We start from the raw sequence: 24,778 nt of genomic DNA, 5'->3' as shown, positions 1-24,778 counted from the left end.
CCTGGACCGCCTCGGCTCGTGGAGCGGACACGCTGCTCTCCGAGCGGGAATGCCCGCGCAGCCGCCGACGTCGAACCATCCACACACCACGCGAAGGAGCACACCATGACCCTCGACCTCCACAAGGGGAACAGCGTCGACACCGAGCGTCACTGCCTGCCGACCAGCACCCTGCACGCCCTGCACGACGACCAGCAGGAGCAGACGTTCGGACGCTGGCTCGGCCAGATCAACGGACAGCGCTGAGCGCGTTCGCTGCGCGCTGACGGACGGGAGGCGCGGTGCCGGCTGGCACCGCGCCTCCCGTCCGTTCGTGGTCACGCCGGACACCGCCGGTCACGGCGAGACGCCGTCACGTCGGCGCGGCGCTGCTAGGTTGCAGCTGTGTCGTGGGGTCGGTGGTGGTTCGCGCTGCAGGCGTCGGGCGGCGCCGTCTGGTGGCTGCTGGTCCCCACCGTGCCGATCGTCCGGACCGCGACGCTCGGCTCGCTCGACCCCGTGCCGGTCGCCGCGCTCGACGTCCCGCTGTTCGTCGTCGCCTCGGCACTGGCCGCCGCGGGCCTCCGCTGGTCCGCCGTCGTCGCCACGGGGTGGACGGTGCTCGTGCTGCTCGGGACGGCCGCCTGGGCGACGGTCACCCGTGAGGCGGGCTGGGGTGTCGTCGCGATGACCGCAGCGACCGTCGGCTCCGTCCTCGCGCTGCTCGGGCGGGTGCCGACCGAACTCGTCACGTCGGGTCCGCTGCGCTTCCGGACCGCCGACCCGGACGCCGGACCCGTCCGGCACCTCCTCGGGACCGCGGTGCAGATCGTCGTGTTCTGGGGGCTCTTCCTCGGCGTCCTCCCGCTGCTGATCGCCGCCGCCGAGACCCGGTGGCGGCTCCGTCCCCCGCTGCCCGACGCCGTCGTGCAGGTGGTCAGCGGGACCGGTCTCGTCGTCTTCGTGCTGGCGAGCCTGCTCGGCCTCGCCTCGGCGGTGTCGATGTCGACGCGTGGCGGCGGAACCCCGTTGCCGTCGGCGATGCCCAACCGGCTCGTGGTCGCCGGCCCCTACCGGGTGCTGCGGAACCCGATGGCCCTCGCCGGGCTGACCCAGGGCGCTGCGGTGGGGCTCGTCGCGGCGTCCTGGACGGTGCTCGTCTACGCGGTCGCGGGCTCCGTCGTGTGGAACTGCGTCGTGCGCCCGCTCGAGGAGCGCGACCTGGAGCAGCGGTTCGGTGACGACTTCCGCCGCTACGCCGCAGCCGTCCGGTGCTGGGTGCCGCGGTTGCGCCCGGTACCGCGGAGCTGAGCGCGCGCCACGGGACGCAGCACGAGCGCGCGAACCGGATGGTCCGCCCGTCCGCGTCCGGAACACGACCGGACCCGCCGGGTGCCCCGGAGCGCGTGCAGTGTGGACGGAGCCGTCCGACCGGGCGGCACCCCGCTCGCGCAGACCCGCCGGCGAGGACGGCCGGCGGGACGACGCGGGAGGTGCAACGGGTGCGATCGAGACTCTCCGACCTGCACGAGGAACCGGGCGAGTGGCACCGGCGTGGGCTGCGTCACCCGGACGAGATCGCGTCCCTCGTGCACACCCGGCTGCTGGAGAACGTCCCGGCCGACCCCGCGTACCGCGACTTCTTCTCCGCCGAGTGAGCGTCGTGCGTTCCTCCGCTCAGAGCTCCCGGAGCATGCGGCCGGCGACGGCGTCGTTCCAGGACGTGGTGGCCCCGACCTCGGTCGCGGTGTGCAGTCCCCCGTGCCCGTCCTCCAGCCCGCACCGCCACCGGTCGAACACGCTCATGCAGAGCGTCCGTGCCGTGCGCACCGCGCCGGCGACGGGCCGCTGCGGCGCTGCGTGGCGGAGCGGACGCTGCGGCGTCCTGTCGCCGAGCGGGTCCGTGGTCGCGTCGTCGGTCGGCTCCGGTTCGACAGCGGGCAGGGGGGTCGTGGTGGTGTCGTCGTGCATCTCACCAGTGGGACGTCACGAGCAGCGGATCCGTCACGAACTGACGCACCCGACACCACGCGGGCACTCTCCGCGCTGCCGGTGCATGCTCGGTGGAGACCGGTCCACCGACCGGCAGCCCGAGTCGGACGGAAGGCGGGGATGAGCGACGGCACCGCGCTGCAGCACGCGTCCGACGCGACGCTCGTCGCCCGCGCGGCCGACGGCGACGTGCTGGCCTTCGAGGTGCTCGCCCGCCGGCACGGACCGCTGATGCGCGTCTACGCGGAGCAGGTGCTCGGCTCCAACGTCGAGTCCGACGACGTCGTGCAGGAGGCCTTCCTGACGGGGTGGCGGAAGCTCGCGGACCTCGAGGACGCCGAGCGGTTCCGCCCCTGGATCATGCAGATCGTCACCCGCCGGGCCCTCGACCGTCTCCGGCGTCGACGTCACCACGACGACCTGGACGACCACGACGAGGCGGCCGACCCGTCGCAGGCCCCGGAGCGTACCGTCGAGACGCGCATGCAGCTCGACGCGATGTGGGCTGCACTGGACCGGATGCCGATCGACCAGCGTCGGTGCTGGCTGCTCCGGGAGACCGCCGGGTACAGCTACCAGCAGATCGCCGAGGAACTCGAGCTCCCGACGTCGACCGTGCGGGGCCTGCTCGCACGGGCGCGACGGTTCCTCGCCGCGGAGATGGAGGGATGGCGATGACGACCGACGACCTCCCCCTGCCCGACGACGACCTCGACGGCCACACGATCGAGGAGATCGCGGACTACCTCGACCGCGGTCGGGACCCGATCGACCCGTCCATCGAGGGCTCGGCGGTCTGCCGACTCGCGATGACGAACATGCAGCGCCTGCGCGAGCTCTCGCTCGGCGCGCTCGAGCAGCGCGCCGGTGCCGAGCCCGACCGGGAGACCGCCTGGGTCGACCGCTTGCTGGGAGCGATCCGCGCCGAGGTGCGGCCCGGTCGCGACGTCCCGGTCGCCCACCCCGATCCGCGCCTGCGCCTGGCGGTCACCGAGGCGGCCGTGCGCGGACTCGTGCGCCGTGCCGGCGACACGATGGGCGGCGTCGTGATGGGCCGCTGCGTGCTGCGGGGCGACGTGGAGGAGCCCGGAGCCGCGGTCAGCATCGACGTGACTGCCGGGCTCGTGTACGGCGGGTCGGCCCTGGAGACCGCCGAGCGCCTGCGGGTCACCGTCGCCGAGGCCGTCGAACGGCACACCGAGCTGCGCGTCGAGGCCGTCGACGTCCACTTCGACGACGTCTACCTGCCCTGACGACCACCGCCTGCCCGACCGGCGGCGAGACGACCCACCAGCAGCGAGGAGCGCGACCATGGACGACGAAGCGATCTCACGCACGGTGACGGCCGGCATCCGACACGTCCCCGGGGTCACCGGGGTCTACCCGCCCCGCCCCGTCGCCGCCGCGGCCGAGACCGTGGTCGACGCGGTGGTGCCCGTACCGCTCCGTCTGCACGACCCCGACGTCCTGGTCGACGTGGACCGACGCGGCGGCCGCGTGCACGTCGTCACCGGCATCAGCGTCGACGGCGGCCGTCCCGCCGCGGACACCCTCCGCGCGGTGGGCGAACGGGTCCGCGACCTGCTCGACGCGGACACGACCGCGACAGCGGACCTCATCAGCGTGACCGTCCGGCTGGTCGAGGACCCGGTCGACGCGGCCGTGGCGCCTCCCGAGGGCGGGCCGTCGGACGCGACCGCGCTGCCGACGAGCGATGTCTGAGCGCTTCCGCTCGGAACTCCCCCACCCGTAAAGTCGTACCGACGCGCCGGGACCGTACACGCTCGTGGTCGGCGAGCACCAGCTGTCGTCCTGGGACCTCGGCCCCACCGGCAGGGCCGGCAGCGCACCGGACGGGAGGCGCGTGGCGGATCAGCGCCACGTCGCGCGTCCGACGCCGCGCCGGTCCGGAGGCACGTGGCCGGCCGGCACCGTGCCTCCCGTGGGTCGCGTCACCGCTGCGAGCGTCCGCCACCCCGACGGCGACGAGCGCGCGCCGCCTCGGCGAGCACCGCAGTGAGCGCCACGAACGCGACCAGGGCGAGCCCTGCCCAGACGGACCGGAAGTCGACTCCACCGCCCTCCGGGGCGAGCAGCACGAGGGCCACGCCCCAGCACGCCGCGGCGAGTGCCCCGACCCCGGCCGCGACCGCGAGTGCGGCGAACGCCGCCGACCACGGGTCCCAGCGCGCGGGCGGGTGCGGCGGCGCGGGGCGACGGTCGCCGTAGGGCGGCTGCGGGTCCATGCGGTGAGCATGCCATGATCCGGAGGTGCGCATCGACGACTTCCCCGTCCCGGAGACCCCGGCCGCCCGAGCGGCTGCGTCGCTCGCCACGCGCTACCAGTCGACGGCGATCACGGCGCACGCCGTCCGGTCCTGGTACTGGGCAGCGGGCTTCGCGGCGCTCGACGGGCTCGACGGCGTCGACCACGAACTGCTGTGGGTCGCGGCCGTCCTGCACGACATCGGCACCGTGACCGAGTTCGACAACCACACGGTGTCCTACGAGCACGCCGGTGGGCACGTCGCCGTCGCCCTGACGACCGGGGCGGGTTGGGCCGTCGAGCGGCAGCAGCGCGTGCTCGACGTGATCGTGCGGCACAACTGGCCGGACGTCGACGTCCTCCTCGACCTCGAGGGGCACCTGCTCGAACGCGCGACCGGGCTCGACGTCTCCGGTGCGGGGGCCGAGCTGCTGCCGGAGTCGTACCTGCGCGAGGTGCTCGCACGGCACCCCCGCGGCTCGCTGGCTGCGGAGTTCGGCGCGTGCGTCGCCGACCAGGCCGCTCGCAAGCCCGACACCGCAGCGCGGCGCCTGGTCGACGGCGGTGTCGTCCGGAAGCTCGCGCAGAACCCGCTCGAGGCGCTGTCCTGACCACGACGCGCGCGCGAGGCTCAGCCGGACGTGTCAGCATCGGATCATGACCACCGCCGAACCCGACGTCCGTCACGTCGTCGAGGCGTCCGGCGACGACCTCGACGCGGCCCGAGCGGTGTTCGAGTCGGCGTACGGTGCCGCCGGGTTCCTGCCCGAGCGGACCGAGCGGGACTTCGGCTACCGGTTCCGATCGGTCGGTGGCGAGGGGATGTCGCTGGACTCGAAGCGCTTCGACGGTCGGATGGCCGGCGAGGTCGACGCGACGAGCCACTACTTCGTGACGTGGGTCAGCGACGGCGGCGGACTGCTGGACATCGACCGCGACGAGGTGGCGCTCGCGCCCGGACGCCCGATCGTGTTCCCGAGCGAGCGCCCGTACCGCTTCGACCTCGCCGACGTCCGGCAGAACGTGGTGCAGTTCGACCGCCGCACGCTCGAGCGCACCGCCGCCGAGCTGCACGGCACGGAGCCGGCGCCGCTCGTGTTCGACCACGCCGCGCTGCCCCGACGGGAGGACGTCCGGACGTGGAACGCCGAGCTGCGGGCCTCCGCGCAGGTCGTCCTCGGTGCCACGCCGCTGTCCCCGCTCGCGATGGCCGAGGCCACCCGGCGCACCGCGCTGGCGATGCTCCGGACCTTCCCGCACACGACCCTCGCGCCGGCCGCGCCGGTGCCCGTCGGCGCACGGGGCCGGGTGCAGCAGGCGATCGAGTACATGCACGCCAACGCCGACGTCCCGATCACCACGACCGACGTCGCCGAACACGTCGGGCTCAGTGTCCGCGGGCTCCAGCAGGGCTTCCAGCGGCAGGTCGGGATGTCACCGAACTCGATGCTCCGCGGGATCCGCTTCGACCGGATCCGGACGGAGCTCCGGTACCACTCGGTGGGCGAGACGACCGTGGCGGACACCGCACGACGGTGGGGGTTCGCACACGCCGGGCGGTTCTCCTCCGCCTACGCGAAGCGGTTCGGGGAGCTGCCGAGCGAGACCCTGCGCGCGCGTCGCTGAGCGACTGCGTGGGCCCTGCCGGGATCGAACCGACGACATCCACGGTGTAAACGTGGCGGACCGCGCAAACGTCCGCAGCGATACGCAGCGCTTCCCAGTGATGGCGCGGAAGTAGCTTGCGGACAACTGCGAACAAAAGCACCCGGCTGCGCGTGGTCACCGGCAGCACACCGGCAGCTTGTGCCGGTCGTCCTCGAGTTCCCCGCCGTGGCGCCGGCCTCCCCTACGCCGACGACACGCACCGCTACCGCCTCGGCCGCCGATATCGCCGCCCAATGAAACGGCGGCTGCCTGGCGACGCTCGGCAGGCGGCGCGAGCACGGCGTACTCCCCCCCCCCCCCGCGGCAAACCGCTAACGTGTGTCGCGCCGTGCACGTAAAGGTCCGCCGCCGAGCAGCTGCTGATGCTTCCGGCCGAGACGACAGGCGCCCACCTCGGAACTACTGGCCGAGCTGTCCGAGCGCCGCTGCGACACCGTCATAGCCGAGAGTGGCCGCGTGTGTGATGGCACCCGTGACCGCAGGGACAATCAGCTTGGCCGCGGCGTCCCGCCATCGGGGACTACGCTCCTCGTCCGCCTGTCCGGCTGCAGCCTGCATGGCAACCCAGAGCCGCTCAGCAGCGCTCGCATAGTCGAAGCCCCCAGCGAGCGTCTCATCCTCCATCGCATCGCGAATCTCGCGCACCAGCTTCACCAAGTAGTAGCGAAGCTCCGCGCTGATGGTCTGGTCTTCCTCAAGGAGGCCAATCGCTTCGTCGACGACGGCACTGAGCCGGTCGAGTCCGCCCGGCGCGATCCTCCCCTTGGTCGCTTCAATGAGGGTGCCCAGCATCTGCAGCTGCCCCATCGCTGCTGAAGGGAATGCCGCGCCAGGGTCGGACTGCTGACCCCAAGTGGTCCCCGCATTGGCCGCCATGCGGCCCCATTGCGGGAACGACTCCCTCGAGACGTAGACGTTGAGACCGTCCGCCTCCATCTCGCTGAGCGCACGATCGATAGCCGTGAGCAGAGCGCTGGTCTCGAGCATCTTTGTAGTCGCAACCATCGGGTCAGCGTTCCAGCCTCGGGCGTCATTTGCGACCACGCCGGCTGCGGCCGCCTCGCGCCACTCAAGGAAGATGTCGTACAGCGCGTATGCGGCGTTGATCATGAGAAGAGCCTAGGTCTCGCGTGGAAGAGAGGCTCGATCGCCGGCATCGGCTTCGGCGCTTACTTCAACATCAATGTTGTCGAACCCGCCGGCTGTGACCCGGACACGATGGGTCGTCACTCCTTGCGGGCTCGTGGGTCTTGAATCTGGAACCCACTGGTACCGGGTCAGGCCTTGCGATGGTGCGCGTCCTTGTGCCCTTGATCCGCGTCGTTCCGCGGTTCTGGCTGGTGTGGAGCATCGTAGCGTTCGCGTCGCTACGCCCTTGATGTGCCCTTCCTGCGCATCGTTTTAGGACCCAAAACGGACCCTGCGGCCCCCCGGCGCGTCGCGGCGTTGTGGCTGTTCACGCTGACTTGCGTGAGAATGCCCCACCCTCTCTTGCGTTCGATCAGCCCAGAGCTCCAACTGGACAGCTGTTCGGCGCTAGCCATTTGGCGCTAGCCGACTGGCTGGGATCATCAGCTCGCAGGTTGACATAGACTGAGAGAACGCTCAGCCCATTCCGGAACTATTACCTCTGAACTGGGATTTTTCTGGCGAGCCCCTCTTCGGGGGACCTGTGCCGGTATTCAGACTTCTTCTAGCCTTCGCGAACTGACGGCAACCCGTGCTGTCAGCTGACCTAGGGGGTCTCGTGCGCACGCTGCTGCACAGGCCGCGCCAGAGGAAGCGCAGCATCGCTGCCGCAACCCTGAGCGCGCTCGCAATCCTTGGCTCGCTGCTGGTCGCAACGCCAGCGCAAGCCCTCAACGACACCGGAACCGGCGGCGTATTCGTCCCGGCAACCGGACGCTTCCTCGACACGGGGAGAAACATCGGCGGCTTCGACACCCCGATGCCTGCCAAGGGCTGGCGCACCGTCCAGGTGACCGGCAAGAACGGCGTCCCGGACGACGGTTCCGTTGGAGCTGTATCCGTCGTTGCGACCGCGGCGAGCATCTCGCATCAGGGCATCCTCTACGGGCGCCCGAACGCAGCCGCGAAGACGACGCTCATGGGTATCTACGGTGGTGAGAGCGAGCAAAACACCTCGTTCTCCGCTGTCCTCGCGGTGAATCCCGACGGCACGATTCAGGTGCAGGCCGAGACCAGCATCCGGCTCATCCTCGACGTGCAGGGCTACTACACCGCCAGCGACGACGGTACTGCCGCCGGCGGCTTCGTCCCGCTGAACGGCTCGCGCATCGCTGACACCCGCTCCGGGCTCGGCTTCCCACAGCAGACCATCGGCGCCGGCGAGCGTGTCGACCTGCAGGTCTCCGGACGCGGCGGCATCCCGAAGGGTGCTTCCGGCGCGATCATCAACATGATCGCCGTCAACCGCACCGCCTCCGTCGGGTACCTCACCCCGTACGCCACGGGCGACACCCGTCCGTCGAACTCCTTCAACTACGCCGGCAACGTGCCGACCTCGATGCAGGCGCAGGTCAAGCTCTCCGCTGACGGCAAGATCACCATCTACAACAACAACAGCACCACCGACCTCGTCGTCGACACCCAGGGTTACTTCACCGCCGCTGGGAAGGGAGGCGCCGTCTTCACTCCCGGTGCTGGCCGTGCGTACGACACCCGCTCCAGCGGCAACACAGTCATGGGAAAGAACGAAACCCGTTCCATCCAGATCGCCGGCAAAGCAGGCGTCCCCGTCATGGGCTCTGGTATCAAGGCCGTTGTCCTCTCGCTCACCTCGCTGAAGTCGACCGCTGGTGCCGGCAATGCGACGGTGTGGGCAGACGGCACAACCCGCCCGAACACGACGTCGATCAATTTCGACGAGACTACGATCCGCACGAACACCATTACGGTACCGCTCGGCGCGAACGGCAAGGTCGCAATCAACAGTGTCGCTGACCCGACCGACTACGTTTTCGACGTCCAAGGCTGGTACAGCAATCCTCAAGCCCCTCGTCTGACTTGCGCCGCTCCGTTCGGGGCTGGAACATGGACCGCTACCACGGGAAGCGATGATATTGCGGCGTCTTGCACTGTAAGCGCGCCTGCTGCAGTCGAGGCTGGGCAAACGGTCGACGTGTACCTGAACGACCTTCCGCTCGAGTCTTATTCACTGAATGACACTACGACGTCCTCGTTCACCTTCACGACTCCACCCTTGTCTGGGCTAGTGAAGCTGCGTGCAGAACTGTCCAGCAGCACGGGGTTGGCGCCCTCCGTGGCCTACGAATTTGGGGTTGGTCAGTGGCAGAACGAGGCATTACAGCCAAGTCTTGCGAACGGGGCAGTGGTGAACCCGGAAGTGGTTTCCCTTTACCCGCTTCCCCAGTCAGGGCTCCTACCTGGCGATGCTGCGATCGCTTATGAGCTCCGCGACCTGACAACCGGCGTCACGCAGGCGACCACTACTGGTAACGTCCCGCTCGGCCTTTACGACCTTCCCCGAGGGCACTCCTACTCATGGAAGGCGAAAGTTTCGGCTGCCACCGCATGGGACGAACGAGGCGATATTCAGACCGCAGATTGGTCGTTCCGAGTCGCGAACGAGGGGGAGGACGTTCCTGACGCCACCGACCCCGAGCCGACCGCGAGTGGGGAGATGACCACTTTCGCTGCACCCAACGGTTGTAGCTATTCGCCCGACACGTGGGGTAAGGCGAAGTTCAGGCCCGCTTGCGACGCCCACGACATCTGCTATGGCAATAAGAAAAAGATTAACCGCCTGACCTGCGACGTCGCGTTCCTCGGTAACCTTACGTATGCTTGCAACAAGGCTTACCCCAAGGGTGCTACGCGAAACTCTTGTGCTGGTGTCGCTGGTGGCTACTACACCGCTGTTCGTGGCGCTGGCTGGGCCTTCTATAAGGGAAACGGACGTAATAACTGATGAGAATGCCAGGGGTAGTCGTTGCTGCAATCGTTCTTCTTGCGGTCGGTTTCGTTGCAACTGCAATCGGCTCTGTATGGACCATACTGAGTCCTCCCGGTGGGGGCGTTAACTTCGCTGCAGGATTGATTTACAACGGAGGAATGCTGGTCGGTCTAGCTGGCCTCGGTTTTGGAGTTGCCGCTGCTGTTACTGCACGTCGTAGGTGAGGTCGTAGGCGCTGATCCGGACGGCGACTAACGACAGGTACGCGTAGATCCTCGAGCATGCCCGATCTTTTCGTAAGTCCCCTCAATACAAGCACCCTCAGCCACTGGACTGAGGGTGCTTGCTTTGAGGGGTGTTCGGTGGACCTAGAGGCTCTTCTTCACTGGGGAAGACAGCGCGATGGCAAACCTGCTGCTGACCTGATCGACCAGAGGCCTACCGGCGCCCCGGACGGCGCGGTCGTGATGCCGATCGACGGCGGTCGATGCAAGACTCCCACGCATGACACTTCCTCTATGGCTGCAAATCGTCACCCTTGCCGTCCCCGTCGCCGTCGCCGTGATCTCCAGCATTCTGGCGTCGCGGGCCGCGGGCAGAGCGCAACACGCAGAGGCGGAGGCTGCACGTCTTAGAGCGCTTGAGGAGCGCACAGCGCAGAAAAAGTTCGAGCTGTATCAGCCCTTCCTCACAACGCTAAACGACCTTCTCACTCCGAATCGGAGCGCGGCCGCTCTGGCCGGTATGGAAGACGTCATTACGAACTTTCAGGGCTTCGTGACGGTTTGGGGTTCGGACGAAGTGATCGAGACATTTTACCGGTGGCGCACTTCAGCCAACTTGAATCCGCCGAACTTGGTGACGATGCGACTCATGGCTGATCTTCTCGTGGCAGTGCGTCGCGACATCGCTTGGCCTGATACCAAGGTGCCGACGCTTTACATGATCGGTCACCGAATCAAAGACATTCACGAACATCCCGAGATGGTAAAGGCGATGACACTGCCACTAGATCAGTTTTTGGCGAGCCAAGATTGGACGCCGCCGTTCACGGTCCCGACAGGCACGGCAGGAAGAAGCCAGCGGTCAGCAGCTAACCCCAAGCGTCTGACTGTTCACGAGTCCAGTAGTGGTCGGGACGAACAGTGAGCCGGCGCTGGCCAACGAAGGAGACGGGGCCTTGCGTCCAGCGGAACTGCACTCGCCAAGACGAACGAGCTGGCTCCGACGCTAACGCGGCGTACTCCTCTTCAGTAAGTGGCACCCTGTGGCCGACCTCACTCTTGGCATCCAAGACCGGAGCGAGGCTCGTCCAGGGCGTCCATCGGGCCTTGCCCTGTCGAGTTCGTACCTTGACGTGCCGCGCTGACCCTGCCCCGAGGTTACGGAAATACAGCGACCAGTAGGGCTTTCCGTACTCGGCCGACACATCGTTACGGATCACGTGCATAAGCGGCACTGGCTCTTTGAAGTAGTTGAACAGCAGCGCGAAGGTCGCAACCAAAGCCGCATAGATGGAGAGAACGAGGGAGAGCATGCCTAGATTCTGGAGGTTGTAGGGTCAACGCAAGGGGCGCCGCTCCGATGCATCATCTGTCGAACCTGACCTTAGCGCGGCTTGCACGGTGAAATTCGATAGGGCCGGGATTGGACCAAGGTCTAGCCAGTAGACCGCCTGTATGACGCGGCTCACCGTCATGGAACTCGATTGTCGACGTACTCGCCCGACTTACACTCCAAGTTCGGCGACTCTTCGCTACCCCTGGCTTGGCACAGCGTCGCTGCGAAGAGGCCATCAGCGTGCAGTCATTGGAGGGCACGATCGCGGCACAATCTCAGGCACCACTTCAAGCGGGCCGAGCGGCGTGCATGCTTCTCCCAGCGTCAACCGCGGCGCGCACACCTCAATCCCCCAGCTCCCAGGTTAGACACCGGCAGCTCACCGGCAGCTGCCCGGATTCTCCTCCCGTCGGCCACACATTATTTCCGCATGGTGGGGCCTGAACTGGGTTTTTCTGGTGGGCCCTGCCGGGATCGAACCGACGACATCCACGGTGTAAACGTGGCGCTCTACCAGCTGAGCTAAAGGCCCCTGGAGTCGATCCTAGACGCTCGGTGGGAACACCCTGTCCACGGTCCTGCGGTGATCGGGGCGGTGTTCCTCGTCGTGGCCACGGCTGACGAGCAACGCCGCCGCCGGGCGGCGCCCGGTCCACGCGCCCGCTGACGTCGGCGACGGTCGGCCGCGAGCACGATCGCGACCGGTCCGGAGCGCGAGCCGCGCTCCGGACCGACGACCCCGCCGCGGGGCGCTCAGCCGAACCGCTCGACGAGCTCCCGCTTGAGCACCTTCCCGCTCGGCCCCAGGGGCAGGGCGTCCACCACGTGCACGACCCGCGGGTACTTGTACACGGCGATCTCGTCGGCGACGAAGCGGATCAGCTCCTCCGAGGTCACCTCGGCGCCCTGACGGAGCACGACCGCCGCGGCGACCTCCTGCCCGTGCACCTCGTGCGGGATCCCGAACACGGCGGCCATCGTGACGTCCGGGTGGGCGGCGAGGACCTCCTCCACCTGCCGGGGGTACACGTTGTAGCCGTTGCGGATGATCATGTCCTTCGTGCGGTCGACGATGGTGAGGTACCCGTCGTCGTCCTTCCGCCCGAGGTCGCCCGTGCGGAACCACCCGTCGACGATCGCCTCGGCCGTGGCCTCGGGTCGGTTCAGGTAGCCGTTCATCAGGTTGTGGCCGCGGATCACCAGCTCGCCGATCTCGCCGCGCGGCAGCAGGACGGTGCGGTCGGTGACCTCGGGGTCGGCGATCTCGATGTCGACACCCCAGATCGGCGTCCCGATGGTGCCCGGGCGCGGGGTGGCCCCGACGTGGTTGAACGACGCCACCGGCGAGGTCTCCGTGAGCCCGTACCCCTCGTGGACCGGCGCGTCGAACACCTGCTGGAACCGTTCGAGCACGGCGAGCGGCAGCGATGCCCCGCCGGAGATCGCGTACCGCAGGTGCGGTCGAGCCTCGGACCGGGTCGCGGCGTCGAGCAGCGCGATGTACATCGTCGGGACGCCCATGAAGATCGCCGTGTCGTGCTCGACCATGGCCGCGAGTGCGGCGTCGCCGTCGAACCTCGGCAGCATGACGATCGTCGCGCCGGCGCGGAACCCGGTGTTCATGGTGCAGGTCTGCCCGAAGGTGTGGAAGAGCGGCAGCGCACCGAGCAGGACGTCACCCCGACGCATGTCGAAGGTCGTGAGCAGGCACGTGTTGACCTGTTCGAGCAGGGCGAAGTGGGAGCCCTCGGCGCCCTTCGGCTTCCCGGTCGTCCCGCTCGTGTACAGGATCGTGGCGGTGTCGAACGGGTGGCGCGGGACGTAGGTGTCGAGCGGTTCGCTCGTCGCGGCGACGGTCTCGAGTCGGTCCGGAGCGCCCTCGGCGTCCGCCGGGGCGAGCACGCTGAGCACGTCGACGCCGGCGGCTGCCGCCCCGGCGCCACCCTCGCCGAGCAGGGGGGCCGCGCAGACGAGCAGTCGGGCGTCGCTGTCGCGGAGCACGAACTCGATCTCCCCGCGCTTGAGCAGCGCGTGCACCGGCACGACCACCGCGCCGAGCGCGAGGACGGCGTAGTAGACGCGCGGGAAGTCGGCGACGTTCGGCACGAGCATCGCGACGCGGTCGCCCTCACGCACACCGCGCGCGCGGAGGCCGCCGGCGTAGGCGAGGGTCTGCTGCCACAGCTCGGCGTACGTGGTCCGCTGGTCCCCCACGACGACCGCGACGTCGTCCGGGAACCGCGCCGCGGACTCGGCGAGGATCGCGGCGACGGAGGCGGTGGCCTGGGTCGTCCGGGCGCCGTGTGCGGCGCCGGGTGCGGGGTGGCTGCTGGTGGTGGTGCTGGTCATGCCGGCCTTCCGTCTCCCGTGACGAGTTCTCCTCACGGAGCCTACGGCGCTCGGGCCTCCTCGGTCCGGACGCGCGATCTCCGGCGCGCCCCGGCGACCGCGTGTCTGGACGTCGGCTGCACGCAGTGCGCGCAGCGGCTGTGGGCTTGCGCTCACAGCAGGATCGTGTTCAATCGAGACGTCGTGGTGCGGGTCAGGCACCACGGCACGGGCGGCCGGTCTGTGTTCGGGTCACGGATCGGCCGCCGCACCCGGTCCTCGTCCGCGCGTCGGGACGAGACCGCTGCGGGACGAGCCGCTCCGCGGCAGTGAGCCGGTGCGTGCCGGACGGGAGGCCCGTGCCCGACCCGCCTCGCGCCTCCCGTCCGACGCGTGGTCCGGTCGTGAGCGTCGCGACCGGTGACACGGGTCGCCGACCCTCGTCACGTACCCCGCTGCTCCCCGCGCGCCCGGACCGGCTCGGTACTGTCGGGCGGACGAGGTGAGGAGGCTGCGATGACCGAGGACGGCACGCACGGGACGTCCGGGTACTGGTACCCGGACCGGCCGGCGAGGACCGGTGTCGAACTGCTCACCGCGATGCGGCGCTACCGCGCCGCCGAGGTCGCGATGCGCGAGCGCAAGCGCCGGTCGATGGGGATGAACGCGACCGACATGGAGGCGGTCCGCTTCCTGCTGCGCGCCGCGGAGCAGGGCCGCGCGGTGCGGCCGGGCGACCTGACCGCGCACCTGGGGATCACGTCGGCGTCGACCACGGCCGTCGTCAAGCGGCTCGTCTCCAGCGGGCACGCCGAACGCCGGCCGGACCCGGCGGACGGCCGCGGCGCCCTGCTGGTCGCGACCGTGCACAGCGACGACGAGGTCCGGTCCGAACTCACCGACGTGCACGCCCGGATGATCGCCGCGGCGGACCGGCTGTCGCCGCAGACGGTGGTCGAGATGCAGGCGTTCTTCGCCGAGGTGATCGACGCGATGGGCGCCGACTCACCCGCGGACGAGGCCGACGGCGCCGCCCGCCCGGGTGCGATGGCCGATATGCGTACGCATCCACTTCGGTAGTTAGACAAACTAGAGAAATCGGAGCAAGCTGGCCCCAGTCGCCGATCGGCGGCGACCCACAGCACGGGAAGGGCCGGCCATGAGCACCATCGACGCGACGCACTCGCAGTTCTCCGAGGTCCGGGAGGCAGCCCGTGGACGGGTCCTCGCCACCCTGGCGACCAGCCTCGGCATCGTCGCCGTGACCGTCGCCACCGCTGCCGTCACCGTCGTCACCCTCGGGGCGTGAGCACGGTGCGCACCGCGAACGACCTCCGCGAACTCCAGCGCCACCCCCACGAGTGGCACCGCCGCGGCCTGCGGCACCCCGACGAGATCGACGCCCTCGTGCACCACCGCACGCACGGCGACGTCCCGCCCGAGCCGACCTACGGCGACTTCTTCCGCGTCGCCTGAGCCCGTCCCACCGATCGGAGCTCCGGGAACTGGTCGTCCCGCCACTCCCCCTCGACCGACACACCGCCCGACGCCGCGGACTCCTCTCGCTCGCGGAGCTCGACCCGTCGGATCTTGCCCGAGATCGTCTTCGGTAGCTGCCCGAACTCGACCCGGCGGACCCGGGCGTACGCCGGGAGCGCGACCCGTGCGTGCTCGAGCACCGCACGAGCGGTCTCGGCCGTCGGCTCCCACCCGGCCGCGAGCGTGACGTAGGCCTTCACGACGTTCAGCCGTGCGTCGTCCGGTGCGGGGACGACGGCGCTCTCGGCCACGGCGTCGTGCTGCAGCAGGGCGCTCTCGACCTCGAACGGCGACACCTTGTAGTCGGAGGACTTGAAGACGTCGTCGGTCCGGCCGATGAAGGTCAGCTGCCCGTCCGCGTCGCGGACCGCGATGTCGCCGGTGTGGAAGAAGCCGTCTCGCATCGCGTCGGCGGTGCGCTCCGGGTCGCCGAGGTACCCGGCCATCAGGTTCGTCGGCCGCTCGGTCAGGTCGAGGCAGACCTCGCCCTCGTCCCCGACGCGCCCGGACAGCGGGTCGAGCAGCGTCACGGCCACCCCGGGCAGCGGACGACCCATCGCCCCGGGTGTCACCGCCCCACCGGGCACGTTGCCGATGATCGCCGTCGTCTCGGTCTGGCCGTAGCCGTCGCGGATCGTCAGGCCCCAGGCCGCCTGGACACGGGCGATCACCTCGGGGTTGAGCGGCTCGCCCGCGGACACCACCTCGCGCAGCGCGCGCGGCCTCGGTCCGAGGTCGGACTGCAGGAGCATCCGCCAGGCGGTCGGCGGCGCGCAGAACGTGTCGACGCCGGCCTCGTCGAGCTGCGCGAGGAGCCCGGCCGGGTCGAAGCGCGGCGTGTCGTACACGAAGACGGTCGCCTCGGCGATCCACGGCGCGAAGAAGCAGCTCCAGGCGTGCTTGCCCCACCCGGGTGAACTGATGGCCAGGTGCACGTCGCCGGGCCGGAGTCCGAGCCAGTGCATCGTGCTGAGGTGGCCGACCGGGTACGACGCCTGCGTGTGCACGACCATCTTCGGCCGCGAGGTGGTGCCCGACGTGAAGTACACCAGGCAGGGGTCGTCGGTGCTCGTGGTGACCACGGGCCGCACCTCGTCCGCCGGCGCCGGGGTACCGAGGTCGTCCGGGTAGGACGTCCAACCGTCGACCGCTCCCCCGACCACGATGCGCGACGGAGCACCCGTCACCCCGTCGAACTTCGGCGTCTCCCCGTGGTTCGTGACGACGTGCGCGACGCCGCCGCGGTCGATGCGGTCCTGCAGGTCGGCGGTGTCGAGCATGGTCGAGGTCGGCAGGATGACCGCGCCGAGCTTCATCACCGCCAGCATCGTCTCCCACAGCTCGAGCTGGTTGCCGAGCATCAGGAGCACGTGGTCGCCCTTCCGGACCCCGAGCCGGTCCAGGCGGACCGCGAGCCGGTCGGAGCGGGCGGCCATCTCGGCGTACGTCGTGCGCGAGCCGCCGTCCTCGTCGACGATCCACAGCGCCACGCGGTCGTTCCCACGGGCGACCACGTCGAACCAGTCGGTCGCCCAGTTGAAGGTCCGGCCGAGGTCGGGCCAGCGGAACGCACGTCGGGCGGCCTCGGCACGCTCGGTGTCGTGCTCGTCGAGGACCGCGAGCAGTTCGTCACGGGCGGCGCGGTACACGGCGGTCGGGTTCAGGGAGGACACCGGTCGATCATGCCCCACCGGGCACCCCGCGCGCTCGCAGCGGACGGTCGTCCGTCGCGGGTAGCGTCGTCCTCGTGGACGGTGTCGGTGTGGTGGACGAGTCCGGGCGGCTGCGGCTCCTCGGCAGCGCCGTGGCCGGCGCGGCCTTCGGCGTGGTGCTCGCGGTGCTCGTCGCGTCGTCCTGGCTGACGACCACGACGGCGCTGCTCGTCGGGGTCGGTGTGCCCGCGGGGATCGCCGGTGCGGCCATCGGCGTCCGGACGCAGCTGCGGGCCTGGCGAGCCGCCGGCGGCTACGAGCGATCGGCGGCCGTGCAGCGATGGGTCGCGGAACAGCGTGTGCCGCCGGGGGTCACGGCCGACGAGTGGGTCCCGGCGCTGCAGGCGCAGGCCGACCGCGAGGGCGCCGGTTGGGGCAAGATCGTCCTCTGCGTGCTCTGGACCGCGATGACGCTCTCGATGGCGGACCAGCACGGCCCGCTCCTGACGGGGTTGCTCGTCGCGCTCTGGGTCGGGATCGGCGCGTGGTCCGCGCTCTGGGTCGTCCCCCGCGCCCGCGCAGCACGGGCACTGCTCCGTCGCGGGGTCGCGACCGAGCCGTACCCGACGGAGTCCCGACCGACCGAGTCCTGAGCCGGCCCTGCGCCCCGGGGATCGTCACGGGACGTCCGCGGCTGCCGTGACTACGCTCGTCCGCATGCAGAGTCGCACCCTCGGCCGCACCGGCCGCTCCGTGTCCGTCGTCGGCCTCGGCACCTGGCAGTTCGGCGGTGACTGGGGTCCCGTCAGCGAGCAGGACGCCGCCGCCGTGATGGACGCCTCGGTCGAGTCCGGCGTCACCCTCTTCGACACCGCCGACGTGTACGGCGACGGTCGCAGCGAGCAGCTCATCGGGGCATGGCGACAGGCCAACCCCGACGTGCCGCTCACCGTGACGACCAAGATGGGTCGACGCGCCGACCAGGTCCCCGCGAACTACGTCGCGGCCAACTTCCGCGAATGGGTCGACCGCTCCCGGCGCAACCTCCGGCAGGACACCCTCGACCTCGTGCAGCTGCACTGCCCGCCGACCGCGGTCTTCGAGGACGACGCCGTGTACGACGCCCTCGACGCCCTCGTCGCCGACGGGTCGGTCGCCGCGTACGGCGTCTCCGTCGAGACCGCGGACCAGGCGCTCACAGCGATCGCCCGCCCGCACGTCGCGAGCGTGCAGGTCATCCTCAACGCGTTCCGGCTCAAGCCGCTGGACCGCGTGCTGCCGGCCGCACGAGAGGCAGGGGTCGGGATCCTCGCGCGCGTGCCGTTGGCATCGGGACTGCTCTCCGGGAAGTACACGACCGAGACCACGTTCAGCGAGGGCGACCACCGCAACTACAACCGTCACGGCGAGGCCTTCGACCAGGGCGAGACGTTCAGCGGCGTCGACTTCGCGGACGGCGTGCAGGCCGCCCGGGCGTTCGCGGCGGCGCTGCCCGAGGGCATCTCGGTCCCGCAGGCGGCGCTCGCGTGGATCGTCGCGCAGGACGGAGTCACCGCCGCCATCCCGGGCGCCAGGAACCCCGAGCAGGCCCGCTCGAACGCCGGAGCACCGGACCTGGTCGACGGCAGCGCACTCGACCTCGGCGCCCTCGACAGCACGGTGCACGAGCTCTACGACCGGTGGTTCCGCGCCACCGTGCACGACCGGTGGTGAGCCGCCGGCCAGGCACGCGAACCGGCCGGGCCCCGCGGACGGGCGGTGCGCGGACGGCGCCCCGGAGCGTCGTCGTCACGCTCGTCGCGGCGGTGGCCGTCCTCCTGCTCGCCCTCTGCACGGCGCCGGCGGCGGGGACGACCCGTACCGCGCCTCCCTGGCCGGCACCGACCGACCTGCAGACGCGCGCCGAAGCGGCGGGCCTGCGGAACGTCTGGGGCGAACCGCTCGCCGAGCACGTGCACACGCACCTGACGATCCTGGAAGGCTCGACACCGGTGACGGTCCCGGGCGACGTCGGGCACTCGTCGCGGGAGCGGTTCGCCGCCGAGCTCCACACCCACGACACCTCCGGCATCCTGCACGTCGAGTCGCCGACCCGGCAGACGTTCACACTCGGGCAGTTCTTCGACGAGTGGGACGTCTCGCTCGGCGCGGGGCACGTCGGCGGGCTGCACGGGGAGCTGACGACCTGGGTCGACGGACACCGGTACCTCGGCAACCCGCGGTCGATCGCGTTGACGAACCGTCGCGAGGTCGTGCTCGTCGTCACCACGATCGGAGAGGTGCCGCACCTGCCGGCGCCGTTCGACTGGCCGCCGCAGTACCGCTGACGGGGGTCGGCACCGGGGTCGGGGGCGGCTCGCGGCCACGCGGCGACGACGTCGTGCCACCGCGTGGCTGCGAGCCGTACGCTGCACCCGTGACGACGATCCGGACCGGTACCGACCTCGCGGCGGTCGAGGACGTCGTCGCGGGCATCGCCGCACACGGCGAGCGCTACCTGTCGCGGGTGTTCACCGACCGCGAGCGCGCCGACTGCGGTGACGACCCCGAGCGTCTGGCCGCCCGCTTCGCCGGCAAGGAGGCCGTGCTGAAGCTGCTGCGACCCGCGCCGGGCGACGCGGTCCCCCCGACGGACGTCGCGGTGGTGCTGGACGCCGCCGGCGCCCCGGTCGTCGAGCTCTCCGGCCGCGCCGCCGAGCTCGCCGCGGCGGTCGGCTGCGGACCGGTCGCGGTGTCGTTGTCACACGAACGGGGGCTGGCGCTGGCGACCGCCGTGGCGCTGTCCCGACGCTGACCGACCCGGTCCCGCGTTCCTTGCGGCGCACGTGCGGGATCACGCACGTGCACGGCGGTTTTCCGGGCCCGCATGCTCCCTATCGTTGCTCGCATGCACCAGGACCCGACCTCCGCACCCGCCCCCGTCGCCCTCGCCGCGCCCGGCGCCGAGCAGGCCGTCCGACGGGCCCTCGCCGACCACGGACACCTCACCGTCGACGCGTCCGACATCGCCTCGATCGCCGACCTGTACGCGCTCGGCCTGACCTCGCACGCCACCGTGAACGTGATGCTCGCGGTGGAGAACGAGCTCGACGTGGAGTTCCCCGACGCCGTGCTGCACCGCTCGACCTTCGCCACGATCGAGTCGATCGCGGCCGCCGCGGACGCAGCAGCGTGAGCACCCCCGTCCTGGACGACCCGTCGGTCCCCGTCGGCCCGGACACGACCGGAGCGACCACGCCCGTCGACCGCTTCGCCCTCCGCGCCGCACTCGTCGCCGAGGTCGCCGCCCGGCACGCCGACGAGGTCGACCGCGACGCCCGTCCGCCCCGCGAGGCGATCGCGGCGATGAAGGAGCACGGCCTCCTGGCGGCCGCCGTCCCGACCGCACTCGGCGGCGAGGGAGCCACCCTCGCCGAGCTCTCGACGATCGCCACGGCCCTCGGGCGGGCGTGCGCCGCGACCGGGATGGTCTTCGCGATGCACCACGGACAGGCGATGGCGCTCTGGCGGCACGGCGGCGTCGGCCTCGGTGTCACCGCGATGACCGAGGCCGTCCTGGCCGGAGCGCTCGTGGCGTCCTCGACGACCGAGAAGGGCATCGGTGGCGACGCGCGCCGGAGCACCTGCGCCATCGAGGTCTCCACCGCTGGTCGCATCCACCTGCACAAGGAGGCGCCCGTCATCTCCTACGCGACCGAGGCCGACGCGGTGTTCGTCACCGCCCGTCGCGACCCCGACGCCGCGCCCTCGGACCAGCGTCTCGTCGTCTGCCTGCCCGAGGACACGACCCTCACGCAGACCTCGACCTGGGACACCCTCGGTCTCCGCGGCACCTGCAGCAACGGCTGGGTACTCGACGCCGACACCCACGAGGACCGGGTGCTCCGCGACGACTACGCGACGATCTCGGCGCAGACGGTCCTGCCGGTCTCGCACGTGCTGTGGGCGTCGGTCTGGACCGGCATCGCCGCCGGCGCCGCCGACCGCGCCCGGCAGGCCGTGCGGAAGCAGGCGCGGGCCGCGGTCGGGTCGACCCCGCCGGGAGCCCTCCGGCTCGCCGAGCTCCTGGTGGAGCTGCAGACCCTCGCGGACGCGGTCCGCCACGCCGCGGAGCGCTTCGACCGGTCCGCCGACGACGCGACGGTGCTCGGCTCCCCCGCGTACGCACTCGCCGCCAACGCCCTGAAGATCGCCGCATCGGAGCGGGTCGTCGACATCGTGACGACCGCGATGCGCATCGTCGGCATCGCCGGGTTCGCCGCGACCGGGCCGCTGAGCATCGCCCGACACCTCCGGGACGCCCACGGAGCCGCCGTCATGGTGAGCAACGACCGGCTCCTGCAGAACGACGCCGCACTGGCACTCATGAGCGGAGCACTCCTGTGACCATCACCGACCACACCACCACGTCCGACCTCGACGCCGCGCGCGCCGACCTGCGCGGACGTCTGCTCACCGACCGGGTCCTCGTCGACCTCGGCTCCCCCGGGCTCTACGGCCGCACCGGCGTCTTCGAGCGCGTGTACGGCGCGGTCGACGCCGCCGTCGTGCGGAGCCAGGCCGACCTCGACGCCGAGGTCCTGCGCTTCCCGCCGGTCGAGCCGCTCGCCGCGTTCGAGCGGACGGACTACATCGCGTCGTTCCCGGACCTCGCCGCGTCGATCTCCGGCTTCACCGGCGACGACCGGACGCACCGCGCACTGCTGGCCGCCCGGGGTCGCGGCGAGCGCTGGGAGTCGTTCCTCGAGCCCGCCGACCTCATGCTGACCCCGGCCGTCTGCCACCCGCTGTACGGGCTGATCGGCGACACGGTGCCGGCCGGTGGTCGGACGTTCGACATCGTCGGCGACTCGTTCCGCCGCGAGCCCTCGCTCGACCCGATGCGACTGCAGGCCTTCCACATGCACGAGTTCGTGCACGTCGGCACCCCCGAGTCGGCGAAGGCGCACCGCGACGGCCGCACCCCGGGCATGCGCGCCCTGCTCGAGTCCTTCGGCCTGGCGATCGACGTCGTCCCGGCGAACGACCCGTTCTTCGGTCGGGTCGGCCAGATGCTCGCCCGGAACCAGGTCGAGCAGTCGCTGAAGTACGAGTTCGTCACCCCCGTGTACGGGCCCGAGCACGAGGCGACGGCGATCTCGTCGGCGAACCTGCACGAGGACCACTTCGGCACGTCGTTCGGTCTCCGCACCGCCGACGGCGAGGTGGCCCACAGCGCCTGCACCGCGTTCGGCCTCGAGCGCATCACGATCGCCCTGTTCGCCGCGCACGGCACCGACCCGGACCGCTGGACGACCGACGTCCGCGCCGCCCTGGCGCTGTGACCACCCACCACGGCTGGTCGGGGTCGCCCGCGCTGCGCCTCGCCGTGCAGCTCCCGCCGACCGCACGCGCCGGCGTGGTCCTCTGCCCGCCGCTCGGGCAGGAGGGCGTCATCGCCTACCGCACGCTGCGGCTGCTGGCGGACGGCCTGGAGGCCCGTGGCGTGGCCTCGGTGCGCTACGACCCGTCCGGACGTGGGGACTCCGCGGACGACGGCGACCCCGACGCGCAGGTGCGGTCCGCTCGCGCCGCCGCGGCGGTGCTGCGCCGGTCGGGGGTCGAGCGCATCGCGTTCGTGGGTCTCGCCTCGGCAGCCCTGGTCGCGGCCGCCGCCGTCGGTGACGACGACGCCCTGGTCGTCTGGGACGCCCCGGCGTCCGGACGTGCCTGGCTGCGACGGCAGCGGGCGCTCGCGACGATCACGATCGGCCCCGACCGGATCGTGGACGGGGTCGAGTCGCTCGTGGGCATCGACCTCGGACCCGCCGAGACCGCCGTCGTCGGCGCCCTGGCGTACGCGCCACGCTCCGCGACGACGGTCGCCGTCGTCCGCCCTGGTGCCGTCCCGCCGCGCGGACTCGGCCCGGTCGAGGTCCTCGAGGTGGACGGCACCGCCGAGCTCCTCGACGGCACGAGCATCGACGCCCGGATCCCGGCGGACGCCGTCGACGCCGTGGTCGGTCGGCTGGACGCCTGGGCACCCGCCACCGCTGCTCCGACGACCCCGCCCGCGCTCGACGAGGTGCTGGACGTCGACGACCGCGTGTCCGAGCGGGTGCTCCGCATCGGCCCGGACGGGCTCTTCGCCGTCGAGACCGTGTCCTCCGCCCAGGACGAGGACGCCCCGGTGGTGCTGCTCCACAACGGCGGCGCCGAGCACCGGACCGGCGCCGTCGACTACCAGGTCGCCCTCGCGCGGACGCTGGCCCGTGACGGCGCCCGCGTCGTGCGCGTCGACCGGCGGGGTACCGGGGAGAGCTCGGACGTGCGCGCCGACGAGGACGCCTTCCTGTTCGCGCAGGAGTGGGTCGACGACCAGCACGAGGTGGTCGCGGCGTTGCGGGTCCCCTCCGAGCGGCTCGCCATCGTCGGCATGTGCGCCGGTGCGTGGCTCGCCGGCCGCGCGGTCGACGAGCACCCGCGGCTCGTGGTGGAGATCAGTCCGAACGACTACCGCCGCACGCCCGCGGCTCCGGGCTCGTACGCCGGGTCCGCGCAGGCGGTGGCCGACGCATCCCGGCTCCGTCGCGCACTCCGCGCTCCCTACAACCGCCTCGTCCCGGCGCGGGTCCGCGACGCGATCGCCCGCCGCGGGGCGCTCGGCGGCGTCGTCGGCCACCTCGGCCCGATCGTCGAGCACGGCACTGACGTCGTCGTGGTCGCGGCGCCGGAGGACATCGAACGCTTCGAGCGGTACGGCGGCCGTCGCGCCGTCCGCCGCTGGGGTGCGAAGGTCTCGGTCGTGGAGGTCCCGGACGGCGACCACGCGCTGTTCTCGCCGGCGATGCGACGCGCGGTGGTGACCGAGGTGCGGTCCCGCATCGCGGAGACGTTCCCCGCCGGGGCGGTGGCGGGCTGAGCAGGGCCGCGCTCGCACGGCCGCGCTGGGGGCGCGGCGCCGTCGGACGACCGCTGCGGAACGGCCCGACCCGTCAGGCCGGTGCGGAGGTGAGTCCGAGGAACGCCGCCACGGCACCGGGGTGCTCGACGTGTGCGAAGTGCCCGCAGTCGTCGAGCACGGCCGTCCGGGCTCCCGGCACCAGGCCGCGCAGGTCGTCGAGGTCGGACACCCGGGCGAAGACGTCCCCGCGGCCGAGCACCGCAGTCACCGGGCAGCCGACCGAGCGCCAGCGGTCGACGTCGTAGCCGGCGGCGTCCCGGGCGGCAGCCGTGAAGCGCTCGGGCCGGAACTCGTCGACGAAGGCGTCGAGGACACTCGGGTCCAGTCGACGGACGTGCGCGAACACGGGTGCGGCGACGAGCGGCAGGAGTCCGACGCGGGCGGTGCCACGGAGGATCGCCCTCGCCCGACGACCCGTCACGAGGAGCCCGGCCCGCAGCAGCGTGAACGCGGGGAGGGACGCGAGCGCACGCCAGGGTCGGCCGGAGGCCCGCACGGTCGCGGTCGTCGTGCCCGACACGAGCCCGAGCGACCCGACGCGCTCGGGAGCGACCACGGCGAGGTGGAGCGCGACGAACGCGCCCATCGAGTGCCCGACGACGTCGACCGACCCCACGGCGAGGGCGTCGAGGACCTCCAGCAGCACGCGGACGCCGTCGTCCACGGTGAACGGCCCCGCGGGCGCCGGCGAGGACCCCCACCCGGGCAGGTCGACGAGCACGAGACCCCGCGCGCCGACACCACCGGCGGCGGCCAGCAACGGCGTCCAGGTCGTCCACGACCCCGCCACGCCGTGGAGCAGCAGCACCGGGTCGGCACCGGGACGGTGGTGCACCACCACGGGCCCGCTGCCGGTGGGCACCGTGGTGCATCGGAGCGACCACGCGGCGGCCGCGTCGGTCACCGGCCAGGGT

The 24,778-nt window shown here is 71.2% G+C and carries 27 protein-coding genes and 2 tRNA genes; 21 read left to right on the top strand and 8 right to left on the bottom strand.

All coding sequences use genetic code 11. From position 1 onward, the window contains the following. Positions 1 to 105: 105 nt before the first annotated feature. The 3 genes from ACIQFY_RS01200 to ACIQFY_RS01190 all read left to right on the top strand — a co-directional run bounded on the left by ACIQFY_RS01200 (position 106) and on the right by ACIQFY_RS01190 (position 1,637). A complete protein-coding gene (locus ACIQFY_RS01200) occupies positions 106 to 246 on the top strand; it encodes a hypothetical protein (protein ID WP_158407748.1) in 141 nt (46 codons plus the stop codon). A 138-nt stretch (positions 247 to 384) separates the two neighbouring features. Next, complete coding sequence (locus ACIQFY_RS01195) at positions 385 to 1,290, top strand: methyltransferase family protein (RefSeq protein WP_400337932.1); 906 nt, start codon at positions 385 to 387, stop codon at positions 1,288 to 1,290. 191 nt (positions 1,291 to 1,481) lie between these two features. Continuing rightward, positions 1,482 to 1,637, top strand: a complete 156-nt coding sequence (locus ACIQFY_RS01190; RefSeq protein WP_158407747.1) for a hypothetical protein — start codon at positions 1,482 to 1,484, stop codon at positions 1,635 to 1,637. 19 nt (positions 1,638 to 1,656) lie between these two features. Here the strand turns inward: ACIQFY_RS01190 and ACIQFY_RS01185 are convergent, their stop codons facing one another. Then, positions 1,657 to 1,950 carry a hypothetical protein gene (locus ACIQFY_RS01185; RefSeq protein ID WP_209682927.1) on the bottom strand — a complete coding sequence of 98 codons (294 nt, stop codon included), beginning with the start codon at positions 1,948 to 1,950 and terminating at the stop codon, positions 1,657 to 1,659. A 141-nt stretch (positions 1,951 to 2,091) separates the two neighbouring features. On the opposite strand from ACIQFY_RS01185, the gene ACIQFY_RS01180 reads away from it, so the two are divergent. Genes ACIQFY_RS01180 through ACIQFY_RS01170 form a run of 3 tightly spaced genes read left to right on the top strand, consistent with a single transcriptional unit; the run spans position 2,092 to position 3,693 of the window. Then, positions 2,092 to 2,649: an RNA polymerase sigma factor gene (locus tag ACIQFY_RS01180; RefSeq protein ID WP_066653961.1), complete on the top strand. Its 558-nt coding sequence runs from the start codon at positions 2,092 to 2,094 to the stop codon at positions 2,647 to 2,649. After that, entirely contained in the window at positions 2,646 to 3,224 is a 579-nt protein-coding gene (locus tag ACIQFY_RS01175) for an Asp23/Gls24 family envelope stress response protein (protein ID WP_209682929.1), read from the top strand. The genes ACIQFY_RS01180 and ACIQFY_RS01175 overlap by 4 nt, the downstream gene beginning before the upstream one ends. Before the next feature lie 58 nt (positions 3,225 to 3,282). Next, on the top strand, positions 3,283 to 3,693 hold the full coding sequence (locus ACIQFY_RS01170) for a hypothetical protein (RefSeq protein ID WP_066653959.1): 411 nt from the start codon (positions 3,283 to 3,285) through the stop codon (positions 3,691 to 3,693). Positions 3,694 to 3,923: 230 nt separating this feature from the next. Here the strand turns inward: ACIQFY_RS01170 and ACIQFY_RS01165 are convergent, their stop codons facing one another. After that, entirely contained in the window at positions 3,924 to 4,217 is a 294-nt protein-coding gene (locus ACIQFY_RS01165) for a hypothetical protein (protein WP_066653957.1), read from the bottom strand. A 25-nt stretch (positions 4,218 to 4,242) separates the two neighbouring features. Between ACIQFY_RS01165 and ACIQFY_RS01160 the strand changes: the two genes are divergently transcribed. Both ACIQFY_RS01160 and ACIQFY_RS01155 read left to right on the top strand, forming a co-directional pair. Continuing rightward, positions 4,243 to 4,848 (top strand): HD domain-containing protein, encoded by a 606-nt coding sequence (locus tag ACIQFY_RS01160; protein ID WP_066653955.1) that lies wholly within the window; start codon positions 4,243 to 4,245, stop codon positions 4,846 to 4,848. 46 nt (positions 4,849 to 4,894) lie between these two features. Next, entirely contained in the window at positions 4,895 to 5,863 is a 969-nt protein-coding gene (locus tag ACIQFY_RS01155; protein ID WP_066653953.1) for an AraC family transcriptional regulator, read from the top strand. Between the two features lie 9 nt (positions 5,864 to 5,872). Here the strand turns inward: ACIQFY_RS01155 and ACIQFY_RS01150 are convergent. Then, a tRNA-Val gene (locus ACIQFY_RS01150) sits at positions 5,873 to 5,959 on the bottom strand. A 345-nt stretch (positions 5,960 to 6,304) separates the two neighbouring features. Further along, a complete protein-coding gene (locus ACIQFY_RS01145) occupies positions 6,305 to 7,015 on the bottom strand; it encodes a hypothetical protein (protein WP_066653951.1) in 711 nt (236 codons plus the stop codon). Positions 7,016 to 7,652: 637 nt separating this feature from the next. On the opposite strand from ACIQFY_RS01145, the gene ACIQFY_RS01140 reads away from it, so the two are divergent. Both ACIQFY_RS01140 and ACIQFY_RS01135 read left to right on the top strand, forming a co-directional pair. Continuing rightward, positions 7,653 to 9,857 (top strand): phospholipase A2, encoded by a 2,205-nt coding sequence (locus ACIQFY_RS01140; protein ID WP_066653949.1) that lies wholly within the window; start codon positions 7,653 to 7,655, stop codon positions 9,855 to 9,857. 489 nt (positions 9,858 to 10,346) lie between these two features. Further along, positions 10,347 to 10,991 carry a hypothetical protein gene (locus ACIQFY_RS01135; protein ID WP_144411285.1) on the top strand — a complete coding sequence of 215 codons (645 nt, stop codon included), beginning with the start codon at positions 10,347 to 10,349 and terminating at the stop codon, positions 10,989 to 10,991. Positions 10,992 to 11,858: 867 nt separating this feature from the next. Here the strand turns inward: ACIQFY_RS01135 and ACIQFY_RS01130 are convergent. Both ACIQFY_RS01130 and ACIQFY_RS01125 read right to left on the bottom strand, forming a co-directional pair. Next, a tRNA-Val gene (locus ACIQFY_RS01130) sits at positions 11,859 to 11,934 on the bottom strand. A 221-nt stretch (positions 11,935 to 12,155) separates the two neighbouring features. Next, entirely contained in the window at positions 12,156 to 13,751 is a 1,596-nt protein-coding gene (locus tag ACIQFY_RS01125) for a long-chain fatty acid--CoA ligase (RefSeq protein ID WP_271825425.1), read from the bottom strand. Positions 13,752 to 14,246: 495 nt separating this feature from the next. On the opposite strand from ACIQFY_RS01125, the gene ACIQFY_RS01120 reads away from it, so the two are divergent. From ACIQFY_RS01120 to ACIQFY_RS01110, 3 genes are all read left to right on the top strand, one after another. Next, entirely contained in the window at positions 14,247 to 14,810 is a 564-nt protein-coding gene (locus ACIQFY_RS01120; protein ID WP_209682951.1) for a MarR family winged helix-turn-helix transcriptional regulator, read from the top strand. A 79-nt stretch (positions 14,811 to 14,889) separates the two neighbouring features. Then, positions 14,890 to 15,039, top strand: coding sequence for a hypothetical protein (locus tag ACIQFY_RS01115; RefSeq protein ID WP_158407746.1), 150 nt, complete (start codon positions 14,890 to 14,892; stop codon positions 15,037 to 15,039). Next, entirely contained in the window at positions 15,036 to 15,206 is a 171-nt protein-coding gene (locus ACIQFY_RS01110; RefSeq protein WP_158407745.1) for a hypothetical protein, read from the top strand. Before ACIQFY_RS01115 ends, ACIQFY_RS01110 begins: the two co-directional genes overlap by 4 nt. On the opposite strand, the gene ACIQFY_RS01105 is transcribed toward ACIQFY_RS01110, so the two are convergent. Beyond that, on the bottom strand, positions 15,179 to 16,933 hold the full coding sequence (locus tag ACIQFY_RS01105) for an AMP-binding protein (RefSeq protein ID WP_271825653.1): 1,755 nt from the start codon (positions 16,931 to 16,933) through the stop codon (positions 15,179 to 15,181). The two genes, ACIQFY_RS01110 and ACIQFY_RS01105, sit on opposite strands and share 28 nt — an antisense overlap. 83 nt (positions 16,934 to 17,016) lie before the next feature. Between ACIQFY_RS01105 and ACIQFY_RS01100 the strand changes: the two genes are divergently transcribed. From ACIQFY_RS01100 to ACIQFY_RS01065, 8 genes are all read left to right on the top strand, one after another. Then, on the top strand, positions 17,017 to 17,574 hold the full coding sequence (locus tag ACIQFY_RS01100) for a hypothetical protein (RefSeq protein ID WP_271825420.1): 558 nt from the start codon (positions 17,017 to 17,019) through the stop codon (positions 17,572 to 17,574). Positions 17,575 to 17,638: 64 nt separating this feature from the next. Continuing rightward, the gene (locus ACIQFY_RS01095) at positions 17,639 to 18,634 is read left to right on the top strand and encodes an aldo/keto reductase (protein ID WP_400337925.1); all 996 of its coding nucleotides are present in this window, start codon (positions 17,639 to 17,641) and stop codon (positions 18,632 to 18,634) included. Positions 18,635 to 18,726: 92 nt separating this feature from the next. After that, complete coding sequence (locus tag ACIQFY_RS01090) at positions 18,727 to 19,248, top strand: hypothetical protein (RefSeq protein WP_400337923.1); 522 nt, start codon at positions 18,727 to 18,729, stop codon at positions 19,246 to 19,248. A gap of 89 nt (positions 19,249 to 19,337) precedes the next feature. Further along, positions 19,338 to 19,715: a holo-ACP synthase gene (locus ACIQFY_RS01085; RefSeq protein ID WP_081984813.1), complete on the top strand. Its 378-nt coding sequence runs from the start codon at positions 19,338 to 19,340 to the stop codon at positions 19,713 to 19,715. 93 nt (positions 19,716 to 19,808) lie between these two features. Further along, positions 19,809 to 20,096, top strand: a complete 288-nt coding sequence (locus tag ACIQFY_RS01080) for an acyl carrier protein (RefSeq protein WP_400337921.1) — start codon at positions 19,809 to 19,811, stop codon at positions 20,094 to 20,096. Further along, positions 20,093 to 21,307 (top strand): acyl-CoA dehydrogenase family protein, encoded by a 1,215-nt coding sequence (locus ACIQFY_RS01075; protein WP_400337919.1) that lies wholly within the window; start codon positions 20,093 to 20,095, stop codon positions 21,305 to 21,307. Before ACIQFY_RS01080 ends, ACIQFY_RS01075 begins: the two co-directional genes overlap by 4 nt. Beyond that, complete coding sequence (locus tag ACIQFY_RS01070; protein ID WP_209682971.1) at positions 21,304 to 22,245, top strand: amino acid--[acyl-carrier-protein] ligase; 942 nt, start codon at positions 21,304 to 21,306, stop codon at positions 22,243 to 22,245. The genes ACIQFY_RS01075 and ACIQFY_RS01070 overlap by 4 nt, the downstream gene beginning before the upstream one ends. Then, on the top strand, positions 22,242 to 23,822 hold the full coding sequence (locus ACIQFY_RS01065) for an alpha/beta hydrolase (protein WP_251154968.1): 1,581 nt from the start codon (positions 22,242 to 22,244) through the stop codon (positions 23,820 to 23,822). The genes ACIQFY_RS01070 and ACIQFY_RS01065 overlap by 4 nt, the downstream gene beginning before the upstream one ends. A 73-nt stretch (positions 23,823 to 23,895) precedes the next feature. Here ACIQFY_RS01065 and ACIQFY_RS01060 read toward each other — a convergent pair whose 3' ends face one another. After that, positions 23,896 to 24,768: an alpha/beta fold hydrolase gene (locus ACIQFY_RS01060; RefSeq protein ID WP_400337915.1), complete on the bottom strand. Its 873-nt coding sequence runs from the start codon at positions 24,766 to 24,768 to the stop codon at positions 23,896 to 23,898. Positions 24,769 to 24,778 lie beyond the last annotated feature (10 nt).

The organism is Curtobacterium sp. NPDC092190, from assembly GCF_044755625.1.
Classification (GTDB): domain Bacteria; phylum Actinomycetota; class Actinomycetes; order Actinomycetales; family Microbacteriaceae; genus Curtobacterium.
The sequence above is the reverse complement of the archived record's forward strand: the minus strand, read 5'-3'. Positions and strand labels throughout refer to the sequence as shown.

Excerpts from the sequence above, each read along its gene's own strand:
- ACIQFY_RS01200 (WP_158407748.1), top strand. The coding sequence starts at position 106 with ATGACCCTCGACCTCCACAAGGGGAACAGCGTCGACACCGAGCGTCAC.
- ACIQFY_RS01185 (WP_209682927.1), bottom strand. The coding sequence starts at position 1,950 with ATGCACGACGACACCACCACGACCCCCCTGCCCGCTGTCGAACCGGAG.
- ACIQFY_RS01180 (WP_066653961.1), top strand. The coding sequence starts at position 2,092 with ATGAGCGACGGCACCGCGCTGCAGCACGCGTCCGACGCGACGCTCGTC.
- ACIQFY_RS01175 (WP_209682929.1), top strand. The coding sequence starts at position 2,646 with ATGACGACCGACGACCTCCCCCTGCCCGACGACGACCTCGACGGCCAC.
- ACIQFY_RS01170 (WP_066653959.1), top strand. The coding sequence starts at position 3,283 with ATGGACGACGAAGCGATCTCACGCACGGTGACGGCCGGCATCCGACAC.
- ACIQFY_RS01165 (WP_066653957.1), bottom strand. The coding sequence starts at position 4,217 with ATGGACCCGCAGCCGCCCTACGGCGACCGTCGCCCCGCGCCGCCGCAC.
- ACIQFY_RS01155 (WP_066653953.1), top strand. The coding sequence starts at position 4,895 with ATGACCACCGCCGAACCCGACGTCCGTCACGTCGTCGAGGCGTCCGGC.
- ACIQFY_RS01145 (WP_066653951.1), bottom strand. The coding sequence starts at position 7,015 with ATGATCAACGCCGCATACGCGCTGTACGACATCTTCCTTGAGTGGCGC.
- ACIQFY_RS01135 (WP_144411285.1), top strand. The coding sequence starts at position 10,347 with ATGACACTTCCTCTATGGCTGCAAATCGTCACCCTTGCCGTCCCCGTC.
- ACIQFY_RS01125 (WP_271825425.1), bottom strand. The coding sequence starts at position 13,751 with ATGACCAGCACCACCACCAGCAGCCACCCCGCACCCGGCGCCGCACAC.
- ACIQFY_RS01120 (WP_209682951.1), top strand. The coding sequence starts at position 14,247 with ATGACCGAGGACGGCACGCACGGGACGTCCGGGTACTGGTACCCGGAC.
- ACIQFY_RS01115 (WP_158407746.1), top strand. The coding sequence starts at position 14,890 with ATGAGCACCATCGACGCGACGCACTCGCAGTTCTCCGAGGTCCGGGAG.
- ACIQFY_RS01095 (WP_400337925.1), top strand. The coding sequence starts at position 17,639 with ATGCAGAGTCGCACCCTCGGCCGCACCGGCCGCTCCGTGTCCGTCGTC.
- ACIQFY_RS01080 (WP_400337921.1), top strand. The coding sequence starts at position 19,809 with ATGCACCAGGACCCGACCTCCGCACCCGCCCCCGTCGCCCTCGCCGCG.